Here is a 23,342-nt window from a genome sequence, read left to right as displayed (position 1 = left end):
CCCAGAATACGAGGCCTCAGACGTAGGCGAAAGAAAACGTCCAACGCGGTCCAAACCGGAGGTGACGTCATGGACCTATTGGACCAAACGGACGCCGAACAAGCGATGCCGGCTTCACCGCGTCCGGACCGAAACGGCGGGCCGCCCGGTCCATGGCCTGTTCGGCCTCCCGCCAGCCCGTCTCCCGCTCCCCCAGGCCCAGCTGACGCGTCGCCGCGGCGGCCGGGAACAGGTTCTCCACCCGCACGCCGACGAGCCGCAACCGCACCCGCTCCAGCCCGGCGGCCTCGTAGAGCTCGCATGATGTGTCGAAAATCTCCTTCGCGACGTCGGTCGCCTCGCGCAGCGTACGCGACCGGGTGATGGTCGTGAAGTCGGATCGGCGGAGTTTGACGCTGACCGTGCGGCCGACGTGCCCGCCGGCCCGCAGGCGCGCGGCGACCCGCTCCGACAGTCGCAGCAGCTCACGCCTGATCGTCTCCGGGTCGTCGACGTCGTGCGGGAACGTCTCCTCGTTGCCGATGCTCTTGTCGGGAGCGTGCGGCACCACCCGGCGCTCGTCGCGCCCCCAGGCCAGGGCCGCCAGGTGCGCGCCGACGGCGCCGAACTCGCGCTGGAGCGTCGCCACCGGCACCTGGGCCAGATCCCCCACGGTGCGGATGCCGAGCCGTACGAGGGCCTGCTCGGTGCGCTCTCCCACCCCCCACAGGGCGGCGACGGGCAGCGGGTGCAGGAACTCCACAACCCGGTCGGCCGGGACCACGAGCAGGCCGTCCGGCTTGCACTGGCGCGAGGCGAGCTTGGCCACGAACTTCGTGCTCGCCACCCCCACCGAGCAGGTGATGCCGAAACGCTCGGAGACCTGGGCGCGGATCATCCGGGCGATGGCCGCGGGGCTGCCGAGCCTGCGGCGGGCGCCGCCGACGTCGAGGAACGCCTCGTCGGAGGCGATCGGCTCCACTTCGGGGGTGATCGCCTGGAAGATCTCCATGACGCCTCGGGACACCTCGGCGTACTTGCCGTGGCGCGGCGGGATGACCGTGGCCTGCGGGCAGATGCGCCGGGCCCGTGTCATCGGCATCGCCGAGTGGACCCCGAACCTGCGGGCCTCGTAGGTGGCGCTGAGCACGACGCCGCGCGCGCCGGTGGCGCCGACGATGACCGGGGTGCCCCGCAGCTCCGGGCGGTCGAGCAGCTCGACGCTGGCGTAGAAGGCGTCCATGTCCACGTGCAGGATGGGACAGCCGCTGTCGTCGACCGGGCCGTCCGGCGGTGGCGACGGATCCCGAGGCAGCAGCTGGTTCCGGGACATGAGGTCACCCTACCCGACCGCCGCGCTATCCGAACATTGTTTCTACTGGCGGTAGCCGATGACGTGGATCTGGGTGGCGACGTCGCGGAGCACGGGATGGGTCGCCGCCGCCCGCTCCAGCGCGACGAGTCCCTCGGGGTCGCTCTCGGCCAGCATGCCGGGGACGAGGTCGGCGAAGATCCGCACGCCGTGCGCCTCGCCGACGGTGAACCCGGCACCGGCCAGCAGCGCGCCCAGCGTCTCCCGGGAGAAGCGGCGCGGCGTGGGGTCGCGGTCGCCCCAGCGGCCCGCCGGGTCGGAAAGCACCCGGCGCGCCTCGTCGAAGTGGCCGGCCAGCGAGCGGTGGACGGCCGCGGCGACCGAGTTGGCGGCCAGCACGCTCACCACGCCGCCCGGCCGCAGGATGCCGCCGACCGCGCCCAGCGCGCCCGCCGGGTCCTCGACGTACTCCAGCACGCTGTGGCACAGCACCAGGTCGGCGCTGCCGGGCTCCAGCAGGTCGCCGAGGTCGGCGGCGTCGCCCTGCAGGCCCTTCACGCCGACGCCCGTCTCGGCGGCGCGCCGCTCGAGCGCGGCCAGCGAGTCGGGGGTCGGGTCGACCACGGTCACGGCGTGCCCGAGCGTGGCCAGCGGCACGGCGAAACCGCCCGTGCCGCCTCCGGCGTCCACGATGTCGAGCGTGTCGCGCCCTGTGGCGGCCGTCCGCTCGGCGAGGAGCGCGCGCAGCGCCTCCCAGACGACGGCGCGGCGTGTGGCGTCACGCACTTACGGCCTCCCTGTCGGGCCTCTCGGAGCTGTCGGCCATTCGGAGCTGTCGGCCTCTCGGAGAGCCGCCGGAGCCGCAGGAGCTGTCGGAGCTCCCGGGGCCGTCGGACCGAGGGGCCGTGGGGTCAGAGCGAAAGCGAGGGCTTGAGCTGCTTGAAACGGGCCAGCAGTCCGTTGACGAACTGCGGCGACTCGTCGGTGGACAGCTCCGCGGCCAGGTGCACCCACTCGCTGATGACCACGCCCTCCGGAACCTCCTCCGACCACAGCATCTCGTAGGTCCCGCCGCGCAGGACGTTGCGGTCCACGGCCGGCATGCGCTCCAGGGTCCAGCCCTCGGCGTACGTCGAGATCAGCTCGTCGATGCGGTCCAGGTGCCGGACCACGCCCTCGACGAGGAAGGAGGTGTACTCGTTGACCGGCGGGTCCGCCCGCTCCACCCGCTCGGCGAGCACGTTGAGCGGGCTCACCTGCCGGGCCTCGGCCTCGAAGAGAACGTCCAGCGCGCGGCGGCGGGCCTTCCCCCGAGCCGACACGTCAGGCCCGACCGAGGTACTCGCCGGTGCGAGTGTCGACCTTGACCTTCTCGCCGGTCGTGATGAAGAGCGGGACCTTGATCTCGGCGCCGGTCTCCAGGGTGGCGGGCTTGGTGCCGCCGGTGGAGCGGTCGCCCTGCAGGCCCGGGTCGGTGTGCGAGATCGTCAGCTCCACGGCCGCCGGGAGGTCGACGTACAGCGGGTTGCCCTCGTTGAAGGCGACGGTCGCGGTCGTGTTCTCCAGCATGTAGTTGGCGGCGGTGCCCACCACGTCGCGCGGGACGTTGACCATGTCGTAGGTCTCGGTGTCCATGAACACGAAGTCGTCACCGTCGAGGTAGGAGTACTGCATGTCGCGCTTGTCGACGTTCGCCACGTCGACCTTCACGCCGGCGTTGAAGGTCTTGTCGACGACCTTCCCGGACAGGATGTTCTTGAGCTTGGTGCGGACGAACGCGCCGCCCTTACCCGGCTTGACGTGCTGGAACTCGACAACGGTCCACAGCTCCCCACCGTCGAGCTTGAGCACGAGTCCGTTCTTCAGGTCGTTCGTCGTCGCCACGTAGCGTCTCCCGCGTGCGGCTGCCCTACAGGACGAGCAGCTCCTTGGTCGTCAGTGTGAGAAGCTCCGGCCCGTCACCACGCGTCACAAGCGTGTCCTCGATGCGCACACCGCCCCTGCCCGGGAGATAGACCCCCGGCTCGACGGTGATCGGAACTCGATCCTCTAGTCTACCGGTCCTGCCAGGGCCCAGGAACGGCAGCTCGTGGATCTCCAGGCCGACTCCGTGGCCCAGCCCGTGGCCGAACCGCTCGGCGTGACCCGCCTCCGCGATCACGTCACGCGCCGCGGCGTCCACCTCGTGCGCCGTCGCCCCCGGCCGTACGGCGTGGCGGCCCGCGCGCTGGGCCTGCCGTACGAGGTCGTAGAGGTCGCGCTGCCACGCGGCGAGCGGGCCCACCGCGACCGTGCGGGTCATGTCGGCGTGGTAGCCGTCGTAGCGGGCGCCGAAGTCCATGGTCACCAGGTCGCCCCGCTCGACCGGCCGGTCCGAGGGCGAGTGGTGCGGGATCGAGCCGTTGGGGCCGCTCGCCACGATGGAGTCGAAGGCCGGCTTGTCGGCCCCGAGCTCGACCATGGCGGCCTCCAGCCACCGGGCGATCTCCCGTTCGGTGACGCCGGGGGTGATGCGCTCCACGACCAGGGAGAACGCCTCGTCGGTGATCGCGCAGGCACGGCGCAGCGCCGCGATCTCCCCCTCGTCCTTCACGGCCCTGACGGCCTCCACGAGGCCGCCGACCGGGCGGAGGCCCGCGTGCTCGGCCGACAGCCGCTGGAACAGCCCCACCGGCATGTGGTCGGCCTCCACCGCGATCCGCGCCGCGCCCGGGCCCCGCTTGAGCAGGGCCCCCCGCGACGTCGCGGTCCTCGATCACCTCGACGCCCCGAGCACACCGCCTGGGCCGTCTCCAGGTAGCGCGAGTCGGTGGCGAGCGCGGCCTCGCCCGTCGCGGTGACGAGCACGGCGGCGTTGGAGCTGCCGAGACCGGTCAGGTAGCGGACGTTGACCGGCCAGGTGACGAGGGCCGCCGCGGCCTCGTGCTCGCGCAGCGCCCCGGCCAGCCGCGCGCGGCGCGCGGCATGGATCGCCGCGGCCCCGGCGCCGGTGGTCCCTGCGGCGTGAGTTTCTGCGGCGTGAGTCCCTGCGGCATCGGTCACGGACGGACTCTACCGCCGCCTCCCCGCGCGTCCCACCGCCCGGCGGGGGACGCGGGGCCTCGGACGGCGGCGGTCAGGAGGCCAGGTCGCGGATCTTCTCGATCAGCCGGACCCGCTCCTCGTGGGTGCGGGCCATGGGGGCGACGTTGAGCGTGGTGACCCCGGCCTCGCGCAGCGCGGCCAGCCGCTCCCTGATGTGCCCCTCGGGGCCGACCAAGGACATGCGCTCCAGCAGTTCCCTGGGCACCAGCGCCTCGGCCTCCTTCTTCTTGCCCTCCAGGTAGAGGTCCTGGATCTGCTCGGCCTCCTTCTCGTAGCCGTAGCGGCGGGCCAGGTCGTTGTAGAAGTTCCTGCCCTTGGCGCCCATGCCGCCGATGTAGAGGGCGGCCATGGAACGGCCCAGCTCCAGCATCTCGCCGACGTCGTCGCCGATCGCCAGCATGGCCTGGGCGATCACGTCCAGCTCGCCGAGGGTGGGGTCCCTGCGCTCCCGCCCGGCGGCGAGCGACGCGCCCCACACGTCGCCGGCCTTCTCCGGCACGAAGAAGATGGGCTCCCAGCCCTCCGCCAGCTCCGCGGCCAGCTGCACGTTCTTCGGCCCGATGGCCGCGATCACGATCGGGACGCGCTCGCGCACCGGGTGGTTGATCAGCTTGAGCGGCTTGCCGAGGCCGGTGCCGCCCTCCAGCGGCAGCGTGTAGTGCTTGCCCGCGTACTGCAGCCGCTCGCGCCGCCACACCTTGCGGCAGATCTCGATGACCTCGCGGGTGCGGCCCAGCGGCGCGGTGTACGGCACGCCGTGGAACCCCTCGATGACCTGCGGGCCCGACGTGCCGATGCCGAGCGTGAACCGCCCGTCGGAGACGTAGTCGAGGCCGGCGGCCGTCATGGCCAGCAGGGCCGGCGTACGGGAGTAGATCGGCAGGATGCCCGAGGCGATCTGCAGCCGCTCGGTCCTCGCCGCGATGTAACCGAGCTGGCTGACGGCGTCGAAGCTGTACGCCTCGGCCACGAACACGATGTCGAGCCCGGCCTTCTCGTAGTCGGCCAGCTCGGCGACGGTCTCCTTGAAGCCCCCCGAGTAGTTGAGGGCCATTCCGATCCGCATCCGCTTCGTCCTTCCGCGCGTGAACCCATCGGTAACCGAATGATGTTCCGTAGTCGGATCCCAAGGCTAGTGATGCGGACCGGCCGTGACCACCGTCAGGGTCGGCGGCCGACGCCTCCGAGCACCGGCAGGAAGCCGCCGCGCGGCGGCAGCGGGTCGTCTCCGGGCCGCCACTCGTTCAACGGGACCAGCCCCGGCTCGACCAGCTCGAAGCCGTCGAAGAACCGGGCGATCTGCGCACCGGGCCTGGCCTCACTCGCCGGGTGCCTGCTCCGACATGACGCGCTCCCGCTCGGCCGGACTCTCCTTCGCGATCATTGTGACGGAGCCCACCAAGGGCAGCGAATCGGGCGAATCACTCCTTACGGAGTCGCTGTAGGTCATCGGGGGTGTCGACGTCCACGGGGTCGCCCGCGTCGTCGCAGGGCACGGCCGTGACCAGGTCGGGGTGCGCGCGCAGGAAGGGCCGCGCGCCCACGTCGCCCTCGGCGAGCGCGGCCACCTCCGCCAGGTGCTCGCGCGCGATGAGCACCGGGTTGCGCGGCGCCCCGCCGTACGCCGCGACGGCGACGCGGGCGCCGGACTCGAACGCCGCGATCAGCCGGCGCACCACCTCGGGCCGCACCAGCGGCTGGTCGGCCAGCGCGATCACCACCGCGGGGACGGCCGGCGGGAGCGCGCGCAGCCCGGCCCGCAGCGACGACCCCATGCCGGCCGCCCAGCCGGGATTGCGCACGACGACCGCTCCGGCGACCGGCACGTCGGCGGCCCCGAGGACGATCAGCACCGGCCGGCACCCGCCCTCGGCGAGCAGCCGCACCCCGCGGTCGGCCAGCCGCTCCCCCTCGAACTCCACCAGCGCCTTCGGCCCGCCGAACCGGCTGCCGCCTCCGGCGGCCAGCAGCAGCCCGGCGACCGCCGCGCCGCTCACCGCGACTCGCCGTGGATGCGTCCCGACGTCTCGGTGAGCGGCCTGCCGCTGCCGCCCCAGCGCAGCTGGATCAGCTCGGCCGCGATCGACACGGCCGTCTCCTCCGGCGTGCGCGCCCCGAGGTCGAGCCCGATAGGCGACCTCAGCCGGGCGAGTTCGTCCTCGGTCAGGCCCGCCTCGCGCAGCCGCGCCAGCCGGTCAGCGTGCGTGCGCCGCGACCCCATGGCCCCGACGTACGCCGCGGGGGTGCGCAGGGCCACCTCCAGCAGCGGCACGTCGAACTTCGGGTCGTGGGTGAGCACGCAGATCGCGGTGCGCTCGTCGACCTCGGCGGCGGCCAGGTAGTCGTGCGGCCAGGCCACCACGACCTCGTCGGCCTCGGGGAACCGCTTGGCCGTGGCGAAGACCGGCCGCGCGTCGCACACCACCACGTGGTAGCCGAGGAAGCGGCCGATCCGCGCGACGGCCGCGGCGAAGTCGATCGCACCGAAGACCAGCATGCGCGGCGGCGGCGCGAACGACTGCACGAACACCCGCAGGTCGTCCAGCCGCCGCTCGCCCTCCGGGCCGTAGCGCCGCACGCCGGTCAGGCCCTGCGCGAGCATGCCGCGCACGTCGTCGTCCACCGCGTCGTCGAGCCGGGCAGAGCCGAGCGAGCCCGCCGCCCGGTCCGGCCAGACCACGCGGCGCGCCCCCACGCGGCCGGGGCCCGCGACGATCGTGGCCACGGCGACAGGACGCCGCGCGGCGACGTCCGCGGCGACCTCCCCCAGCTGCGGATAGTCCTGTTTGGAAACCGGCTCGACGAACACGTCGATGATCCCGCCGCAGGTCAGGCCGACCGCGAAGGCGTCGTCGTCGCTCACGCCGTACCGTTCGAGCACCGGCGTCCCGGTGGCGACGACCTGCGCGGCCAGCTCGTAGACCGCGCCCTCGACGCAGCCGCCCGACACGCTGCCGGCCGCCTCGCCGTCGAGGACGGCCATGGCCGCGCCGGGCGGGCGCGGCGCGCTGCGGAAGGTGCCCACGACGGTGGCGAGCCCGAACCGCCGCCCCTGCTCCCACCACCGCAGCACCTGGTCCAGCACGTCCACGCACCGGCCCTCCCCTCCCGACAGCCCCGGACGGGCCGCACGGGCCGCACGGGCCGGTCGCCGGCCAGCAGCGCGGCCAGTTCCTCGTACGCGGCCAGGCTGTGCCCGGCGACGAAATCCGTGACGTACGGCAGCGCCGCGCGGATGCCCGCCGTCAGCGGCCGGTACGCCGGGTCGCCCTTGTGCGGGTTGACCCACACCACGCGGCGGGCGAGCCGGGACAGCCGGGCCATCTGCGCGCCCAGCAGGTCGGCCCGGCCCCGCTCCCATCCGTCGGAGGCGATCACGACGATCGCGCCCCGGGGGTCGGGCAGGCGCAGCAGCGCCCGCACCTCCTCCCCCAGCCGGGTGCCGCCGCTCCAGTCGGGGATGGCCGCCGAGCACTCGTCCATGGCGAGGCCGGGGTCGCGGTGGCGGAGCGCGGCGGTGATCCTGGTGAGCCGGGTTCCCATGCTGAACACCTCGGTCGCCCCCGGCTCCGCGCGCACCAGCGCGTGGGCGAGGCGCAGCAGCGTGTCGGCGTAGGCGGCCATCGAGCCGCTGACGTCCACGAGCATGACGACCCGGCGCGGCCGGTCCCTGCGCACGCGGCGGCGCAGCCGGGCCGGTTCCCCGCCGTGCCGCAGGATCTCCCTGACCGTGCGCCGCGCGTCCGTCGCGCCGCCGTGGGGCGACGGCCGGTAGCGCCGCGACCTGCGCGGCTGCCGCGCGCCGCGCAGCAGCGCGAGCAGGCGGTGCACCTCCCGCCGCTCGGCCTCGCTCATCCGCGCCACGTCCCGGTGCCGCAGCACCTCGATCTCGCTCACCGTGGCCGGGGGCGCTCCGGGCTCGCCCGCCGGTTCCCGCTCCCCGCCGCCGTACGGCGCCGCCACCGGGGCGGGTCACGGACACGGTCGTCGCCCGGACGCGGCGCGGCGCGGGGAAGGCGGCGGAGAAGTAGGCCGCGAAGCAGCGGTCGTAGCGGGGCAGGTCGTCGGGCCCGGAGCACAGGGTGAGACGGCCCGCCCAGTAGACGTTCCGCCCGTCGGCCGCGTCGAGGTGGCCGAGCGCCGCGAGGAAGCTCTGGGTGCGATGGTGGTCGGCCGCGACCCCGGCCGCCCGGAGCGTCCGGGCGAACCCGGTCAGCACCGCGACCGGTCCGGGACCGGACGAAGCGAGCGGGTCCTGGCGGTGGCCGTCCCCGCCCCGGCCGGTCACGCCGGCGCCGTCAGCCACGGCCGCCGTCCCGCGTGAGCAGCCCCAGGGCCCGGACGGTCTCCTGGTCCTCCCGGTGCTTGAGCACCGCGCCCAGCGTGGCGGCCGCCAGGGCGGGATCGAGCTCCACCGCGCCGAGCGTGAGCAGCGCCTCGGTCCAGTCGAGGGTCTCGGCGATGCCGGGCGGCTTGACCAGTCCGGCCTCGCGCATCCGGCCCGCCGTCCGCGCCACGTCGGCCGCGAGCCGCTCGGCGCATCCGGGCAGGCGCCGCCGCAGGATCGCCACCTCCCGGTCGAACCCCGGGTGCTCCAGCCAGTGGTAGAGGCAGCGCCGTTTGAGCGCGTCGTGCACCTCGCGGGTCCTGTTGGAGGTCAGGACGACGACCGGCGGGGTCGCGGCGCTGATCGTCCCGATCTCCGGCACCGAGATCGTGAAGTCCGACAGCACCTCGAGCAGGAACGCCTCGAACTCGTCGTCGGCCCGGTCGATCTCGTCCACGAGCAGCACGCTGGGCTGCGTCTCCAGGGCCCGCAGCAGCGGCCTGGCGATGAGGAACCGCCGGTCGTAGATCTCGCCCTCCAGCGCGGCGACGTCGGCCACTCCGGCCGCTTCGGCCGCCTTTAGATGCAGGAGCTGGCGCGGGAAGTCCCAGTCGTACATGGCCTGCGCCGCGTCGAGCCCCTCGTGGCACTGCAGCCTGATCAGCGGCGCGTCCAGGATCGCCGCCAGCGTCTTGGCCAGCTCGGTCTTGCCGACGCCCGCCTCGCCTTCCAGGAACAGCGGCCGGCCCATCTTCAGGGCGAGGTAGGCCGCGGTCGTCACGCCCTCGTCGGCCAGGTAGTCGTGGTGGTCGAGCAGCTCCGCCAGCCTCGCCGGCGCGTCGATGTCCGAGATCGTGGTCGTCCGCCGCAGCACACGGACAGGCTACGTGGCGGCGTTCCGCGAGGCTCTGGCCGAATCCGCCAAAGCCGGGCGTGTCACACGGCCCCGTGTCGCCACGATCGCACAGATCCGCCCGGGTTCTACTCCGGCGTCGCGCCGAGCACGGCGTCCAGCAGGCCGGGGAAGCGGTCGTCCAGGTCCTGCCTGCGCAGGCTCACGTACCGCTGCCGTCCCTCCGGGACGTTGCGGATCACACCGGCCTCGCGGAGGGTCTTCAGGTGGTGCGACAGCGTCGACTTCGGCACCTCTCCCCCGGTGGGCTGGCAGGCCGCCACCTCCAGCGGGCCCTGCGCGAGCCGCCGTACGAGCGCCAGCCGCGAGGGGTCGCTGAGCGCGAACAGCACGTCGGTCAGCACCAGGCTCGCGGCGTCGGGGTGCGGCAGGTCCCGGGTTCCAGGCATGGTTCGATAATAGTTGAACTATCGGGCACTCCGTCGTACGGTATGACGGTTCGAAAATTCTGGAACCGTTGAACGATGGGAGTGCCGAGATGACGAACTCGGGGGGCTGCGCTCCGTCCGCGAACACCCTGGAGGCGGATCCGCGGGCGCCGGGCCGCACACCCGGACCGCGGGACGACGCGGCCGGAGCGGCGACAGCGACGGCGGGGACAGGGACGGCGGCGGCCGGAACGGTGACGGAGACGGCGGCGCGCGGCCGGATCTCCCGCAGGGCCGGGTTCTGGCTGCTCGCCGGGACCCTGGTGGCGTTCATGGCCGCCGCGAGCACCCCCTCCCCGCTGTACGTGCTCTACCAGCAGCGCTGGGGGTTCTCGGCCGCGACGCTGACCGCCGTGTTCGCGGTCTACGCCCTCGCGCTGCTGATCGCGCTGCTCACCGTCGGCGGGCTGTCCGACCACGTCGGCCGGCGGCCCGTGCTGATCGCGGCCCTGCTGGCCGAGGCGGGCGCCATGGTCGCGTTCCTGACGGCGGACGGCGTCGGCTCGCTGCTGCTGGCCAGGGCGGTGCAGGGCCTGGCCACCGGTGCGGCGACGGGCGCGATCAGCGCCGGCCTGGTGGACCTGCAGCCCGCGTCGCGCCGCGTCCGCCAACTGGGCGCGCTGGTCAACAGCGTCGCGCCGACCGGCGGCCTGGCCGCGGGAGCGCTCGGCGCCGGCCTGTTCGTGCGTTACACGGCCACCCCGACGACCTCGGTCTTCGTCCTGCTCACGGCCGTCTTCGTCCTGCTGGCGGCCGCGATGGCGCTGCTGCCCGAGCCGGTCGCGCTCCGTCCCGGCCGGGGGCGGGACGCGCTTGTCTCGCTGCGCCCACGGGTGGCCGTGCCACGACCCGTCCGCGGCGCGTTCGCGGCGGCCGTTCCCTGCCTGGTCGCCACGTGGGCCCTGGGCGGGCTCTACCTGTCGCTGGGCGGCTCGCTGACCGCGGGCGTGCTGCACGTTCCCGACCGCCTGGTCGGCGGGCTCGTCGTCACCGCGCTCACCGCCGCCGGAGCGATGGCGTCGCTGGTCGTGCGCGACCTGGCGGCGAGGCGGGTCATGGTGGGCGGGTCGCTGGTGCTCGCCGCCGGCGCCGGCCTGACCCTGGCCGCGCTCGCCGCCGCGTCCACGCCGATGTTCTTCGCCGGGACGGCCGTGGCGGGCTGCGGGTTCGGCAGCGCCTTCCTCGGCGCGTTCCGCTCGCTCGCGGCGCTGGCCGGCCCCGCCGAGCGGGCCGGGATGTTCGCCTCCGTCTACGTCGTCAGCTACCTCGCCTTCAGCGTGCCCGCGGTCGCGGCGGGGATCGCGGTGCCGTCGCTCGGCCTGCGGGCCACGGCCGGCGTGTACGGCTGCGCGGTCGTCGTCCTGGCGCTCCTCTCGGCGGTCCTGGGCCTCGCCCAGGAGCGCGCGGCCCGCACGGCCTGAAGAGACCTCGCGCAGCGCCCCTTAGGGTTCGGCGCATGACCGACGATCGGAGCCTGCCCCGGCCCGGCTGCCTCACCGGCTCGCCGGCCGGGCGGGCGCTCGCCGCCGAACTGGCCGCCCGCTGGGCGGAGCCGCACCGGCGCTACCACACCACGGCCCATCTGCGGGCGGTCCTGGCCGCGATCGAGCCGCTCGCCGCCCAGGCCCGGGACGCCGACGCCGTACGGCTGGCCGCGTGGTTCCACGACGCCGTCTACGAGGGGCGGCCGGGCTGGGACGAGGAGCGCAGCGCCCAGCTCGCCCAGGCCCGGCTGCCCGCCTGCGGCCTGCCCGGGGAGCGGGTGCTCGAAGTGGCCCGGCTCGTTCGGCTCACGGCGGGGCACGCCTACGAGCCCGGCGACATGAACGCGGCGGTCCTGTGCGACGCCGATCTCTCGATCCTCGCGGCGCCGCCCGGCACGTACGAGACGTACACGAGGGCCGTACGCGAGGAGTACCGGCACGTGCCGGACGAGGCGTTCAGGACCGGACGGGCCGCGGTGCTGCGGGAGTTGCTCGGCAAGCCCCGCCTGTTCGGCACTCCCGTGGGCCGGGATCTGTGGGAGCTGCGGGCGCGTGAGAACGTCACCGCCGAACTGACCGCACTCTGAACCACCCTCTGAGCGGTCCGAGCACACGGCGAGCCGCGGCGGGTCGCTGCCCGGCCGGCTGGTGAACCGGCACACGCCGGCCGCGCGCCTTTACGATGTAGATCAGGCGCGGGTCCTGGGCCGGCGCAGGCCCGACTCGCGCAGGCGGCGCACCAGCTCCTGGCTGCCGACGGGCTCGGCCCCGAGGAACACGGCCCGGTCGTAGACCGTCTCCGGCACGTCGTAGTGGTCCCGGTCGAAGGCCCGTTCGGGCACGCCGAGCAGCCGGGCGAAGTCGTGCAGTTCCTCCAGCGAGGAGTCGCTCACCAGGTGGGACCACAGCAGGCCCCGGGGTCCCGGCCAGTTCGGCCGGTCGATCAGCACCGCCATGCGCCCCTCCCCTGGGCCGTCGGGTAACCCGCAGCGGAAAGCGAGGACTACCCGACCGGTCCACTGCGGGGTCCGGGAGCCGTCCCCCGGTGTCGTCCCGGGCGAGCATAGCCCCGGGGCGCCGGCCGCCACCTCGTCGCCGCCCGTCCCCCGGCGATACGGCAGCCGACGCCGGCACGGCGGTGAGCGGATTCTGCGCGAATATCAGATGACCGGAGAACGCCTCGACGATCCCCCGAGGACCGCCTCAGCGGGAATCATCCTCTAGCATTTCCCCGGAACCCGCTGACACTTGGGACAGCATTTGAACTTACGGTGGTTTGTGCATCGATAGGTGCACTTGGGCGACGGCTTCGGCTTCGCGTGAATTCCGGGAGCCGCGTGCGTGACGGCCGTGCCGCCCTGGCCCCCCGATGCCGACGCCGGAGACGTCGCGGCCGGCCAGAGCGCGATCGTGCCGAGCACCGCCGAGCCGATGATCATGCTGAAACGCCCACCTCGCATGCCCTTTCCCCTTCCGATCAAGCCGCCATGCGGCGAATCGGGGTGTTCCTACCTCATTGTCCGAATCGCCTCCGGGAGGCGTCCACCCCACCGCCCGCCGCGCGAGATGATCCGGGGAAAATCCGAGGCGAATCGCGATCCGGCGATTGGCATGGATCGATGAATGACGTGCCGGATCAGATCCGGAATGGTGCCACCTCTGGTTTCCGCTGGCTCGGGATCTACGTCCGCACGAGGCGCCGGGCCGCGCCCGGCCGGATTTCCCCGGCGAATTCGCCCGCGCCTTCCGCGCTTTCGCCATACGAACCGTGCGGCGGCCCCAAAATGTCCGTCCGGCCACGGCATGGAAAGCGCCCCGACCCGGCAAAAGCCCGCATAGTCGCCATCTGGGCGGCAACCGTCGTCCAGAACGCGCCCTCGCGTTGGAGGCCGGGACGGCCCGCGACAGCCGTGAGCGTTCGCGGCGAAGGGCGCCGACAACACCCGCGACGGCCCGGATTCGGGACGCCAGACGGTGCGCGGGCCGGTGCGCCGCGGAACCACAGGGTCCAGACGACCCACAGGGTCCATAGGGGGACAACGATGGCTGCACGAACTGTTCGATCCCTTACCGCGCTCGCGGCGGCGGCCGTGCTGACGATGGCGCTGCTCGTCGGCTGCGGCGGCGGCACGACCACCGCCCCGGCGTCCGGAGGCGCCGTCGCGGCCGGCCCGGCGGCGCTCGTCACGCCGACCGCGACCGAGAGCGAGTACAACTCGCCGTGCCCGACCGGCGGCAACGCCAAGAAGTTCGCCAAGACCCGGTTCGCGCTGCACGCGGGTCTCGCGCTCGGCGCCTTCCACCGATACATCTACAAACCGCTGCGCAGCGGGGGTTTCCGGGCCGGAGCGGAGAAGCGCAAGCGCACGATCGCGAAGGCGCGATCGCCGGCGCCTTCGCCCTGCACCAGCTGAAGGTCGCCAAGAGCTTCGCCACGGCCAATCCGAGCCTGTGCAGGGCCGTCGAGGGCGTCAACTCCCAGTTCAGCGCGCTGACCGACAAGCTGCACCGCGGCACCGCCACGCCGGCCGACATCGACGCCGGCAAGAGCTCGATAGACGGCCTGCAGCGCGACGCCGCGAAGACCGGCTACAAGTTCAAGGAGCAGAACGTCACCATCCCGGGCACGAGCTGACCTCGGCCGGAGGACGCGGCCGGGCCGTGCCGGTCAGCCCACCTTGGCGAAGAACGCGCGGATGTCGGCGGCGAGGCGATCCGGCTGGTCCATCGCGATGAAGTGGTGGCCACCCGGGTTGTCCTCGGGCCAGTGGAGGATCGTGTTGTGGCGTTCGGCGAGCCGGCGGATGCCGGGCGGGCCGCTGTACACGCCGGTCGGCGCGACCGTCTGGCCCTCCGGCCAGCCGAAGCCGGTGCTCTCGTAGTACGGCCACGCCGACGTCCCGAACGTCCCAGTGAACCAGTACAGGCTCACGTTCGTCAGGAACAGGTCCCGGTCGATCACCTGCTCCAGCGGTCTGCCCGAGGCGTTGAACTCGTGGAACTTCTGGGTCATCCAGGCAAGTGCCGCGAGCGGGGAGTCGTGCCACCCGTACGTGAAGGTCTGCGGCGCCGCGCGCAACAGCGCGTGGTGGTCGACGCCGTTCATCCAGTCCTGTTCCATCAGCCGGGCATAGGCCGCCCGCTCGTCCTCGGTCATCTCCGGGAGATCCTTCTCGGTGGGGAAGCCGAGACCGCTGACGATGTAGACGCCGGCCACGTTGCCGGGCGCGGCCTTGGCCACCTCCGGGGCGACGTAGGCCCCGAAGTCCCCGCCCTGCGCGCCGTACCGCTCGTAGCCGAGGCGACGCATCAGCTCCGCCCAGAGCCGCGCCACGCGCGCCGCGGTCCAGCCGCTGCCGCGCGGCGGCGCGGAGAAGCCGAAGCCCGGCAGGGAGGGCACCACGACGTGGAACGCCCGGGCGGGGTCGCCGCCGTGCGTACGGGGGTCGGTGAGGCGGCCGACGAGCTCGGTGAACTCCAGGAACGAGTTCGGCCAGCCGTGCGTGAGGACGAGCGGCAGAGCGCCGGGCTCGGCCGAGCGTACGTGCAGGAAGTGGATGTCCTGGCCGTCGATCTCGGTCATGAACTGCGGGAGCTCGTTCAGCCGCGCCTCGTGCCCGCGCCAGTCGTACTCCTCGCGCCAGTAGCGGGCGAGCTCCCGGAGGAAGGCGCCGGGAACGCCGCGGCTCCATCCGCCGCCGGGCAGCTCACGGGGCCACCGGGCGCGGTCCAGCCGGTCGTTCAGGTCGGCCAGGTCGGCTGAAGCGATCTCGATACGGAATGGGCGGATCTCGGTGTTGCTCATGTCTCTCCCGTTGCGTCGCGATGACGGGAACGACGCTAGGGGCCATGTAGGTCATGACCTGTCCTAGATGGCCGGGCATGCTTGGTCCATGAGTGACATGTCCGCACGATTGCTCGCTCTGCTGTCGCTGCTGCAGACGCCCCGCGAGTGGCCGGGGAGCGAGCTGGCCGAGCGTCTTGGGGTCAGTCCCCGGACCATCCGCCGCGACATCGACCGCCTGCGCGAGCTGGGATATCCGGTCCAGGCGACGATGGGCGCGGTGGGCGGTTACCGGCTCGCCGCGGGCGCGGCCATGCCGCCGCTGCTGCTCGACGACGAGGAGGCGGTGGCCATCGCCGTCGGCCTGCGGACGGCCGCCGCGCACCCGGTGGACGGCATCGACGAGGCGTCCGTGCGCGCCCTGGCCAAGCTGGAGCAGGTGCTGCCGTCCCGGCTGCGGCACCGGGTGGGCGTGCTCGCCGCCGCGACCGTGCCGATGCTCGCCGGAGCCGGGCCGCCCGTGGACCCGCGGACCCTGGTGGTGCTCGCCGGGGCCGCCGCCAACCGCGAACGCCTGCGCTTCGCCTACCGGTCCGGCGACGGCGCCGAGACCAGGCGCCTGACCGAGCCGTACCGCCTGGTCACCGCCGGACGCCGGTGGTATCTGCTGGCATACGACATCGACCGCGACGACTGGCGGGTCTTCCGTGCCGACCGGATCGGCGACCCGCACCCGACCGGTGTACGGGTCCCGGCCCGCGTGCCGCCGGAACAGGACCCGGCCGCGTTCGTCGCCGCCAAGCTGCACTCGTCCGCGCCCGTCTACGAGGTGGTGGCGACCGTACGCCTTCCGGCCGGCCAGGTGGCAGGCCGGCTCGGCGCCGCCGCGGGGACCGTCGAACCGATCGACGACCACAGCTGCCGCCTGCGCGGACCGGCCGACACTCTGGAGTGGCTCGCGTCGCGCCTGCTCATGCTGGGCTGCGAGTTCGAGGTGCACGAGCCGCCGGAGCTGCGGGCGTACCTGCGTGCGCTGGGCGCCCGCGCCGCTCGCGCCGCCCAGACGGCGGATAACCTATTGACTTGGTAGGAAATGTGGGCAACTCTGGTGACGAATCCCCGTCGTCAACTTCGAGGTGTGTCCATGTCCGTCGTCGAACTACAGGGCGAGTTGGGGGGCGCGGTCCGGGCAGGTCCCCGGCCGCGCCCCCGCTCCGCCACGGCCCGCGGCCCGACGGAGGGGGTGGCACCAGGTGGGTCAGCCCCCTCGTCGTCGTGCTGCTGTGGCAGGTCGCCAGCGCGTCCGGGCTGCTGCCGGCCCGGCTGCTCGCCGCCCCGTCGCAGATCGCCGCGACCGCGCTCGACCTGGTGCGCTCGGGGACGCTGCCCACGGCGATCGCGGTGTCCCTCGAACGGGTGCTCCTCGGCTTCGCCGCCGGAGCGGTCGCCGGCGTCGGCCTCGCGCTGGTCGCCGGGCTGAGCCGGACCGGTGAGAACGCCGTCGACCCGATCATGCAGATGCTCCGGGCGCTGCCGTTCTTCGGGCTGATCCCGCTGTTCATCCTCTGGTTCGGGATCGGGGAGACGCCCAAGGTGCTGCTGGTGGCGCTCGCCGTCTCCTTCCCGCTCTACCTCAACACGTTCGCGGGCATCCGGGGCGTGGACGGCAAGCTCGCCGAGGTCGCCCGGACGCTCAGGCTCGGCCGCGCCGCGCTCGTACGGCACATCGTGCTGCCCGGCGCGCTCCCCCAGACGCTCGTCGGGCTGCGGCAGAGCCTCGGCGTGGCCTGGCTGGCGCTGATCGTGGCCGAGCAGGTCAACGCCGACGCCGGCCTCGGCTACATGATCAACGACGCGCGCGAGTTCCTGCGCACCGACGTGATCGTGGTCGGCCTGCTCGTCTACAGCGCACTCGGCCTGCTCACCGACGCCCTGGTCCGGCTCCTGGAAAGGAGGGCGCTGACATGGCGGCGCGAGTTCCTGTCCCGGTGAGTGGCACGGTGGATGTCCCGGCGAGCGCGCAGGCCCCGGACGCCGTACGGCCGGCGGCCACAGCACAGGCCACCGTACGCGGGCTCACCCGGCGCTTCGGAGACCGCACCGTGCTCGACGGCCTCGACCTGACGATCGGGCGCGGCGAGTTCGTCGCGCTCCTCGGCCGCAGCGGCTCGGGCAAGTCCACGCTGCTGCGCGCGCTCGCGGGCCTGGACGAGGAGGTCGAGGGCGGCCTGGAGGTGGACGGCTCGGTGGCCGTGGCCTTCCAGGAGCCCCGGCTGGTGCCGTGGAAGCGGGTGCGCGACAACCTCACGCTCGGCCTGACCGCGCCTGACCCGGTCAGCAGGGCGGAGGCGGCGCTTGCCGAGGTCGGCCTGGCCGACCGGGCGGGGGCGTGGCCGCTGACGCTGTCCGGCGGCGAGGCGCAGCGGGCGAGCCTGGCCCGCGCGCTCGTCCGCGAGCCGGGGCTGCTGCTGCTCGACGAGCCGTTCAGCGCGCTCGACGCGCTGACCCGGATCACCGTGCACCGCCTGGTGCTCGACCTGTGGGCGGCGCACGGCCCGGCCGTGCTGCTGGTGACCCACGACGTGGACGAGGCGCTGCTGCTGGCCGACCGGATCCTGGTGCTCGACGGCGGGCGCGTCGCGCACGAGTGGACCGTCGCCGCGCCGCGTCCCCGGCACCGCGACCACCCCGACCTGCTCACCCTGCGTGCGGCCCTGCTGTCCGCCCTGGGCGTCACCCCGGAAGGACCCGCATGACCAGGAGACTGCTCGCCGCGCTGCTGATCACTCTGGCGTCCGCCACGGCATGCGCCTCCACGGGACAGGGCGCGTCCGGCGGGAAGGACGGACAGGCCGCGGGCCGCGTCACCCTGCGGGTCGGCGACCAGAAGGCGGGATCGCAGGCGCTGCTCAAGGCCGCCGGGCTGCTCGACGGCACCTCCTACGCGATCACGTGGTCGCAGTTCACCTCCGGGCCGCCGCTGCTGGAGGCGGTCAACGCGGGCGCGGTCGACATCGGCGGCGTGGGCAACACCCCGCCCGTCTTCGCCGCCGCCTCCGGCTCCAAGATCAAGATCGTGGCCGCGTACCGGCAGAGCGCCAAGGGGTCGGCGATCCTCGTCCCCGACGGGTCCGCGATCACCTCGCCGGCCCAGCTCAAGGGCAAGAAGATCGCGGTGGCGAAGGGCAGCTCGGCCCACTACCACCTGCTGGCGGTCCTGAAGAAGGAGGGCCTGTCCTTCAAGGACATCCAGCCGCAGTATCTCCAGCCCGCCGACGCCCTGGCGGCGTTCTCGTCCGGCACCGTCGACGCCTGGGCCATCTGGGACCCCTTCAGCTCGCAGGCCGAGATCCAGCACAAGGCGCGGCTGCTGGCCGACGGCGCGGGCATCGTCAACGGCCTCGGCTTCCAGGTCGCCGCTCCCGCCGCGCTCGACGACGCGGGCAAGCGGGCCGCGATCGGCGACTTCCTCACCCGGCTGGCCAAGGCGCGGGTCTGGGCCGCGGCCCACCTGGACGAGTGGGCGAAGGTGTGGGCGCGGGAGACCGGCCTGCCGGTCGAGGTCGCGGACGCGGCCGTGGCCAACGCCGTGGCGACCCCGGTCGTGATCGACGGCTCGGTCGTCTCCTCCGAGCAGGAGATCGCCGACGCGTTCTCCGCCGAGGGCCTCGTGCCGGGCACCGTCACGTTCTCGCAGTTCGTGGACGACCGCTTCAACGACGTCGTCAGGAAGGCGCAGCAATGAAGTTCCACTGGTTCCTGCCCACCTCGGGCGACGGCAGGGCGATCACCGGCGGCGGGCACGGTCTGCGCCGCGTGCACGGGCAGTCGCAGGCCACCGCGTTCCGGCCGCCCACGATCGACTACCTCGCCCAGGTGGCCCGCGCGGCCGAGCAGGCCGGGTTCGAGGCCGTGCTCACCCCCACGGGCACCTACTGCGAGGACGCCTGGCTGGTCACCGCCGCGCTGACCCAGGTGACGACCCGGCTGAAGTTCCTGGTCGCGTTCCGGCCCGGGGCGCTGTCCCCCACGCTCGCGGCGCAGATGGCCGCCACCTACCAGCGGATCTCCGGCGGCCGGCTGCTGCTGAACGTGGTGACCGGCGGGGAGGCGGCCGAGCAGCGGCGCTTCGGCGACCACCTGGGCAAGGACGAGCGGTACGCGCGGACCGCCGAGTTCCTGTCCATCGTGCGCGGCGCCTGGGACGGCCCGTTCGACTTCACCGGCGACTACTACGACGTCGAGGGGGCGACGGTCGCCGAGCGGCCCGACCCCGTGCCCGAACTGTACTTCGGCGGCTCCTCGGCCGCCGCGGGCCCGGTGGCGGCCCGGCACGTGGACGTCTACCTCACCTGGGGCGAGCCGCCGTCCCAGGTCGCGGCCAAGCTCGACTGGATACGCGAACTGGCCGCCGCAGAGGGCCGCACGCTGCGCTTCGGCGTACGGCTGCACGTGATCACGAGGGACACCTCCAAGGAGGCGTGGGCGGAGGCCGGGCGGCTGCTCGACCGGATCTCCCCCGAGGACATCGCGTCGGCACGGGCCGTCCTGTCCCGCAGCGAGTCGGTCGGGCAGCAGCGGATGCTCGCGCTCCACGAAGGCTTCCACGGGGGCTCCCGCGGCGGATCCCGCGGGGGTTCCCGCAGGGGTTCCCGCGGCGGCAGGGTCAGGGACCTGGAGATCCACCCCGGCCTGTGGGCGGGGATCGGCCTGGTGCGCGGCGGCGCCGGCACCGCGCTCGTCGGCAGCCACGCGGAGGTCGCCGACCTCGTCGAGGAGTACGCCGCGCTCGGCGTGGAGGAGTTCGTCCTGTCGGGCTACCCGCACCTGGAGGAGGCCTTCTGGTTCGGCGAGGGCGTGCTGCCCGAACTGCGCCGGCGCGGCCTGCTCGGCGCGGCCGCGCCCGTACGGCTGAGCGCCTGACGGCCCGCCGGGGCCCCCGCCGCCGTCACAGGCGGTCGGGGGCCTCGCCGCGTTCGCGGATGAGGGCGGTGAGCTGGGCCACCGCCCGGCGCGAACGTTCCCGCTCGGTGCTCTGGATGCCCATCGCGCCCAGGCTGACCCCGTTGGCGAGGTCCAGCTTTGGCCAGGGGTCGCCCTCCACCATGGTGACGTCCAGCACCTCGGCCCATTCGAAATGGTGCACCCGCAGCGGGTTCACCACCGTGATCCCCTTCTCGTCCGCCCGCACCCGCAGGCGGCCGAGCAGGTGCAGCACGCACGCCACCGCCACGCCGAAGGCGACCATGCCCAGCCGGTCGGGGAGCTTGAACTGCTCCGGCAGGCCGACGGCCAGCAGGATCGAGCCGATCACCATCACCGCCCCCATGCCGTACGCGATGATCGTCGTGACCCGGGGCCGCCAGGTGACGGGCAGCGGCGGCGCGCTCTCAGGCATGACGCCCCCCACGAGCCGCGGCGCGGCGGCGTACGGCGTGCCCGGCCTGCGGGGCCGCGGGCGGATACTGCGTGATCACCAATCAAGTCTTCCCGGCTCGGCGCTGCGAATGCGAGGACTGCGGCTACGAGGTTCGGGCGAGGTCAGCCGGCGAGGCCGCGAAGGAGGAGCGCGGTCTCCAGGGCGGCGATCGTCGCCTCGTACCCCTTGTCCTCCTTGCTGCCCGGCACGCCGGACCGCTCGACCGCTTGATCAAGGGTGTCACAGGTCAGCACCCCGTTGCCCACCGGGGTCGACTCGTCGAGCGAGACCCTGGTCAGGCCCGCGGTCACCGAGTCGCAGACGTAGTCGAAGTGGGCCGTATCCCCCCGGATCACCACGCCGAGCGCGACGACGGCGTCGCAGCGCCGGGCCAGGGCCTGCGCGACCACCGGGATCTCCAGCGACCCGGCCACCCGGGCCGTGACCACGGCCGCGCCGCTGTCCCGCGCCGCCCGCTCCGCCCGCGCGAACAACTGGTCGGTGATCTTCTCGTGCCACCGGGCGGCGACGATGCCGACGGTCAGCCCGCCCGCGTCCACCGCCGCCGCGTCCGGCCGTCCCTCTCCGCTCATACGCCCTCCTCGCCTGACGGCTCGGAGCCGCATGAGCGGACCACGCCGTGTTCACTGATTCGCTCGCTCATGAAGCCTCCTTGCCGAAGTGTTCGCCGTGGATGTCGCGGGGGACGCCGCCCGAGATCTCGTGGCCGAGCCGGTCGCGCTTGGCGGTCAGATACCTCTCGTTGTACGGGTTCATCGCCACCGGCATGGCCTCACGGCCCAGGACCTTGATGCCGTACCCGTCCATGCCGCGCACCTTGGCCGGGTTGTTGGTCAGCAGCCGCACCGACTTCACGCCGAGGTCGGCGAGCATCTGCCCGGCGTTGGAGAACTCCCTGGCGTCCACCGGCAGCCCCAGCTCCAGGTTGGCGTCGACGGTGTCGCTGCCGTTGTCCTGCAGGCTGTAGGCCCGCAGCTTGGCCAGCAGGCCGATCCCCCGCCCCTCGTGGCCGCGCAGGTACACGATCACGCCGCGCCCGTTCTCGGCGATCATGCGCATGGCGGTGTCGAGCTGCACGCCGCAGTCGCAGCGCAGCGAGCCGAGCACGTCGCCGGTGAGGCATTCCGAGTGCGCCCGGACGAGCACGTTCTCGCCGTCCTCGATGTCGCCGTACACCAGCGCGAGGTGCTCGCCGCCGTCGAGCGCGCTGGCGTAGCCGTACGCGCGCCAGACGCCGTACCGGTTGGGGATGCGCGTCTCGGCGACCCGGGTGACCATCCGCTCGGACCTGCGGCGGTGCTCGATGAGCTGCTCGATCGACACCAGCGCCAGGTCGTGCTCGTCGGCGAACTCCCGCAGGCGGGGCAGGCGGGCCATCGTGCCGTCGTCGTTGACGATCTCGGCGAGCGCCCCGGCCGGGGTCAGCCCGGCGAGCCTGGCGAGGTCCACGGACGCCTCGGTGTGCCCCGGCCGCGCCAGCACGCCGCCCTCCCGATAGCGCAGCGGGAAGATGTGCCCCGGCCGGACCAGCTCGTACGGCTCGGTGGCCGAGTCGCACAGCGTCCTGATCGTCTTGGCCCGGTCGGCGGCGGAGATGCCCGTCGTCACCCCGTCCCTGGCGTCCACGCTGATCGTGTAGGCGGTGCGCAGGCGCTCGCGGTTGTCCTGCACCATCAGCGGCAGGCCCAGCCGGTCGAGCGTGGCGCCCTCCATGCCGACGCAGATGACGCCGCTGGTGTAGCGGATCATGAAGGCGACCAGCTCGGGCGTGGCCTTCGACGCCGCGAAGATGAGGTCACCCTCGTTCTCGCGGTTCTCGTTGTCCACCACCACGACGGGCCTGCCGTCCCTGATGTCGTTGACGGCCCGCTCGATCGGGTCCAGCCTGATCTCACTCATGCGATCACCGCCCGCAACTCGCGCGACTGCCGCAGCCAGCCGCGGAACCCGATCATCACCATCACGAAGAACAATCCGTAGACGAGGCCGGAGACCACCAGCCCGGAGCTGAACGCCAGCGGCACCCCGACGAGGTCCACGGCGACCCAGATGATCCAGAAGTCGACCAGCGCCTTGCCCTGCGCCCAGGTCGCCACCGCGCTGCCGACGAAGATGTAGGCGTCCGGCCACGGCGCCCAGGAGATGTTCCAGCCACGGGAGTTGAGGAAGGTGAACAGCAGCGCGACCGCGACCGTCCCGGCGACCATGACGCCCACGAGCGCCGTGCGCTCCCCGGCGCGCGCCGAGCGGATCGGCAGCTCCGCGCCGCCGCGCGTGCCGCGCGACCACTTCACCCAGCCGTAGACCGCCAGGATTCCGAACAGCGCCTGCTTGAGCGCGTTGCCGGTGATGTGCGCGCTGACCGACGCCACGAACAGCAGCACGGAACCGACGAGCTGCACCGGCCAGGTCCAGATCGTTCTCCTGATCGCGAGCCAGACCGTGCCGAGCGCGCACACGTTGCCCACCAGGTCGGTCCACAGCACGTGCTGCCCGAAGACGTCGAACCCGGCCTCCGTCCAGCTCATGCCGCCTCCTCGCCTTCGGCTCGGAGTTCGGTCGTGCCGGAGGCGCGCGATTCAGCACCTCGC

General features: G+C 73.3%; 26 protein-coding genes and 2 pseudogenes. 9 read left to right on the top strand and 19 right to left on the bottom strand.

The window, feature by feature from the left end; all coding sequences use genetic code 11:
• Positions 1 to 67 precede the first annotated feature (67 nt).
• The 13 genes and pseudogenes from B1L11_RS29955 to B1L11_RS29895 all read right to left on the bottom strand — a co-directional run bounded on the left by B1L11_RS29955 (position 68) and on the right by B1L11_RS29895 (position 10,004).
• On the bottom strand, positions 68 to 1,312 hold the full coding sequence (locus B1L11_RS29955; RefSeq protein ID WP_079318511.1) for a DNA polymerase IV: 1,245 nt from the start codon (positions 1,310 to 1,312) through the stop codon (positions 68 to 70).
• A 42-nt stretch (positions 1,313 to 1,354) separates the two neighbouring features.
• Positions 1,355 to 2,077: a methyltransferase domain-containing protein gene (locus tag B1L11_RS29950; protein WP_079318509.1), complete on the bottom strand. Its 723-nt coding sequence runs from the start codon at positions 2,075 to 2,077 to the stop codon at positions 1,355 to 1,357.
• A gap of 125 nt (positions 2,078 to 2,202) precedes the next feature.
• Positions 2,203 to 2,613, bottom strand: coding sequence for a transcription antitermination factor NusB (gene nusB / locus B1L11_RS29940; RefSeq protein ID WP_079318505.1), 411 nt, complete (start codon positions 2,611 to 2,613; stop codon positions 2,203 to 2,205).
• A 1-nt stretch (position 2,614) separates the two neighbouring features.
• The gene (gene efp / locus B1L11_RS29935; RefSeq protein ID WP_079318503.1) at positions 2,615 to 3,175 is read right to left on the bottom strand and encodes an elongation factor P; all 561 of its coding nucleotides are present in this window, start codon (positions 3,173 to 3,175) and stop codon (positions 2,615 to 2,617) included.
• Positions 3,176 to 3,200: 25 nt separating this feature from the next.
• A complete protein-coding gene (locus tag B1L11_RS29930) occupies positions 3,201 to 3,968 on the bottom strand; it encodes a M24 family metallopeptidase (RefSeq protein WP_256863015.1) in 768 nt (255 codons plus the stop codon).
• Positions 3,881 to 4,333, bottom strand: a complete 453-nt coding sequence (locus B1L11_RS52315) for an aminopeptidase P family N-terminal domain-containing protein (RefSeq protein WP_256863014.1) — start codon at positions 4,331 to 4,333, stop codon at positions 3,881 to 3,883. The genes B1L11_RS29930 and B1L11_RS52315 overlap by 88 nt, the downstream gene beginning before the upstream one ends.
• A gap of 73 nt (positions 4,334 to 4,406) precedes the next feature.
• Complete coding sequence (locus B1L11_RS29925; RefSeq protein ID WP_079318501.1) at positions 4,407 to 5,441, bottom strand: LLM class F420-dependent oxidoreductase; 1,035 nt, start codon at positions 5,439 to 5,441, stop codon at positions 4,407 to 4,409.
• A 95-nt stretch (positions 5,442 to 5,536) separates the two neighbouring features.
• Positions 5,537 to 5,689 (bottom strand): annotated as a pseudogene (locus B1L11_RS29920) (SAM-dependent methyltransferase); the annotation flags it as partial.
• Between the two features lie 107 nt (positions 5,690 to 5,796).
• Positions 5,797 to 6,372, bottom strand: a complete 576-nt coding sequence (locus B1L11_RS29915) for an NTP transferase domain-containing protein (RefSeq protein WP_079318497.1) — start codon at positions 6,370 to 6,372, stop codon at positions 5,797 to 5,799.
• Entirely contained in the window at positions 6,369 to 7,466 is a 1,098-nt protein-coding gene (locus tag B1L11_RS29910) for an XdhC/CoxI family protein (protein ID WP_079318495.1), read from the bottom strand. The genes B1L11_RS29915 and B1L11_RS29910 overlap by 4 nt, the downstream gene beginning before the upstream one ends.
• 152 nt (positions 7,467 to 7,618) lie before the next feature.
• Positions 7,619 to 8,230 (bottom strand): annotated as a pseudogene (locus B1L11_RS52310) (VWA domain-containing protein); the annotation flags it as partial.
• A 443-nt stretch (positions 8,231 to 8,673) separates the two neighbouring features.
• Positions 8,674 to 9,576, bottom strand: coding sequence for a MoxR family ATPase (locus tag B1L11_RS29900; protein WP_079318493.1), 903 nt, complete (start codon positions 9,574 to 9,576; stop codon positions 8,674 to 8,676).
• A 107-nt stretch (positions 9,577 to 9,683) separates the two neighbouring features.
• Positions 9,684 to 10,004, bottom strand: coding sequence for a helix-turn-helix transcriptional regulator (locus tag B1L11_RS29895; RefSeq protein WP_079318491.1), 321 nt, complete (start codon positions 10,002 to 10,004; stop codon positions 9,684 to 9,686).
• 89 nt (positions 10,005 to 10,093) lie between these two features.
• Here B1L11_RS29895 and B1L11_RS29890 point away from each other — a divergent pair, with 89 nt between their 5' ends.
• Positions 10,094 to 11,464: an MFS transporter gene (locus B1L11_RS29890; protein ID WP_079318489.1), complete on the top strand. Its 1,371-nt coding sequence runs from the start codon at positions 10,094 to 10,096 to the stop codon at positions 11,462 to 11,464.
• 35 nt (positions 11,465 to 11,499) lie between these two features.
• A complete protein-coding gene (locus B1L11_RS29885; RefSeq protein WP_079318487.1) occupies positions 11,500 to 12,114 on the top strand; it encodes a metal-dependent phosphohydrolase in 615 nt (204 codons plus the stop codon).
• 102 nt (positions 12,115 to 12,216) lie between these two features.
• On the opposite strand, the gene B1L11_RS29880 is transcribed toward B1L11_RS29885, so the two are convergent.
• On the bottom strand, positions 12,217 to 12,483 hold the full coding sequence (locus B1L11_RS29880) for a DUF4031 domain-containing protein (RefSeq protein WP_079318485.1): 267 nt from the start codon (positions 12,481 to 12,483) through the stop codon (positions 12,217 to 12,219).
• A 385-nt stretch (positions 12,484 to 12,868) separates the two neighbouring features.
• Between B1L11_RS29880 and B1L11_RS45760 the strand changes: the two genes are divergently transcribed.
• Both B1L11_RS45760 and B1L11_RS48780 read left to right on the top strand, forming a co-directional pair.
• A complete protein-coding gene (locus B1L11_RS45760) occupies positions 12,869 to 13,150 on the top strand; it encodes a hypothetical protein (protein WP_143737644.1) in 282 nt (93 codons plus the stop codon).
• Between the two features lie 419 nt (positions 13,151 to 13,569).
• A complete protein-coding gene (locus tag B1L11_RS48780) occupies positions 13,570 to 13,941 on the top strand; it encodes a hypothetical protein (RefSeq protein ID WP_218671404.1) in 372 nt (123 codons plus the stop codon).
• 254 nt (positions 13,942 to 14,195) lie between these two features.
• Here B1L11_RS48780 and B1L11_RS29870 read toward each other — a convergent pair whose 3' ends face one another.
• Entirely contained in the window at positions 14,196 to 15,332 is a 1,137-nt protein-coding gene (locus B1L11_RS29870; protein ID WP_079318483.1) for an epoxide hydrolase family protein, read from the bottom strand.
• A gap of 88 nt (positions 15,333 to 15,420) precedes the next feature.
• Between B1L11_RS29870 and B1L11_RS29865 the strand changes: the two genes are divergently transcribed.
• The 5 genes from B1L11_RS29865 (at position 15,421) to B1L11_RS29845 (ending at position 20,234) form a co-directional block, all read left to right on the top strand.
• Positions 15,421 to 16,401 carry a YafY family protein gene (locus B1L11_RS29865; RefSeq protein ID WP_079318481.1) on the top strand — a complete coding sequence of 327 codons (981 nt, stop codon included), beginning with the start codon at positions 15,421 to 15,423 and terminating at the stop codon, positions 16,399 to 16,401.
• Between the two features lie 185 nt (positions 16,402 to 16,586).
• Positions 16,587 to 17,303, top strand: a complete 717-nt coding sequence (locus tag B1L11_RS29860) for an ABC transporter permease (RefSeq protein WP_256863013.1) — start codon at positions 16,587 to 16,589, stop codon at positions 17,301 to 17,303.
• Complete coding sequence (locus tag B1L11_RS29855) at positions 17,276 to 18,067, top strand: ABC transporter ATP-binding protein (protein WP_079318477.1); 792 nt, start codon at positions 17,276 to 17,278, stop codon at positions 18,065 to 18,067. The genes B1L11_RS29860 and B1L11_RS29855 overlap by 28 nt, the downstream gene beginning before the upstream one ends.
• The gene (locus B1L11_RS29850; RefSeq protein ID WP_079318475.1) at positions 18,064 to 19,056 is read left to right on the top strand and encodes an ABC transporter substrate-binding protein; all 993 of its coding nucleotides are present in this window, start codon (positions 18,064 to 18,066) and stop codon (positions 19,054 to 19,056) included. The genes B1L11_RS29855 and B1L11_RS29850 overlap by 4 nt, the downstream gene beginning before the upstream one ends.
• Positions 19,053 to 20,234: an LLM class flavin-dependent oxidoreductase gene (locus B1L11_RS29845; protein WP_079318473.1), complete on the top strand. Its 1,182-nt coding sequence runs from the start codon at positions 19,053 to 19,055 to the stop codon at positions 20,232 to 20,234. The genes B1L11_RS29850 and B1L11_RS29845 overlap by 4 nt, the downstream gene beginning before the upstream one ends.
• 25 nt (positions 20,235 to 20,259) lie before the next feature.
• On the opposite strand, the gene B1L11_RS29840 is transcribed toward B1L11_RS29845, so the two are convergent.
• From B1L11_RS29840 to B1L11_RS29825, 4 genes are all read right to left on the bottom strand, one after another.
• Positions 20,260 to 20,709 (bottom strand): PH domain-containing protein, encoded by a 450-nt coding sequence (locus tag B1L11_RS29840; RefSeq protein ID WP_079318471.1) that lies wholly within the window; start codon positions 20,707 to 20,709, stop codon positions 20,260 to 20,262.
• A 143-nt stretch (positions 20,710 to 20,852) separates the two neighbouring features.
• A complete protein-coding gene (gene ribH, locus B1L11_RS29835) occupies positions 20,853 to 21,323 on the bottom strand; it encodes a 6,7-dimethyl-8-ribityllumazine synthase (RefSeq protein ID WP_079318469.1) in 471 nt (156 codons plus the stop codon).
• A gap of 67 nt (positions 21,324 to 21,390) precedes the next feature.
• Entirely contained in the window at positions 21,391 to 22,650 is a 1,260-nt protein-coding gene (locus B1L11_RS29830; RefSeq protein WP_079318467.1) for a bifunctional 3,4-dihydroxy-2-butanone-4-phosphate synthase/GTP cyclohydrolase II, read from the bottom strand.
• Positions 22,647 to 23,279 (bottom strand): nicotinamide mononucleotide transporter family protein, encoded by a 633-nt coding sequence (locus B1L11_RS29825; RefSeq protein ID WP_079318465.1) that lies wholly within the window; start codon positions 23,277 to 23,279, stop codon positions 22,647 to 22,649. Before B1L11_RS29825 ends, B1L11_RS29830 begins: the two co-directional genes overlap by 4 nt.
• Positions 23,280 to 23,342: the final 63 nt, after the last annotated feature.

The sequence above is a fragment of the Microbispora sp. GKU 823 genome (assembly GCF_002027145.1).
Classification (GTDB): domain Bacteria; phylum Actinomycetota; class Actinomycetes; order Streptosporangiales; family Streptosporangiaceae; genus Microbispora; species Microbispora siamensis.
The sequence above is the reverse complement of the archived record's forward strand: the minus strand, read 5'-3'. Positions and strand labels throughout refer to the sequence as shown.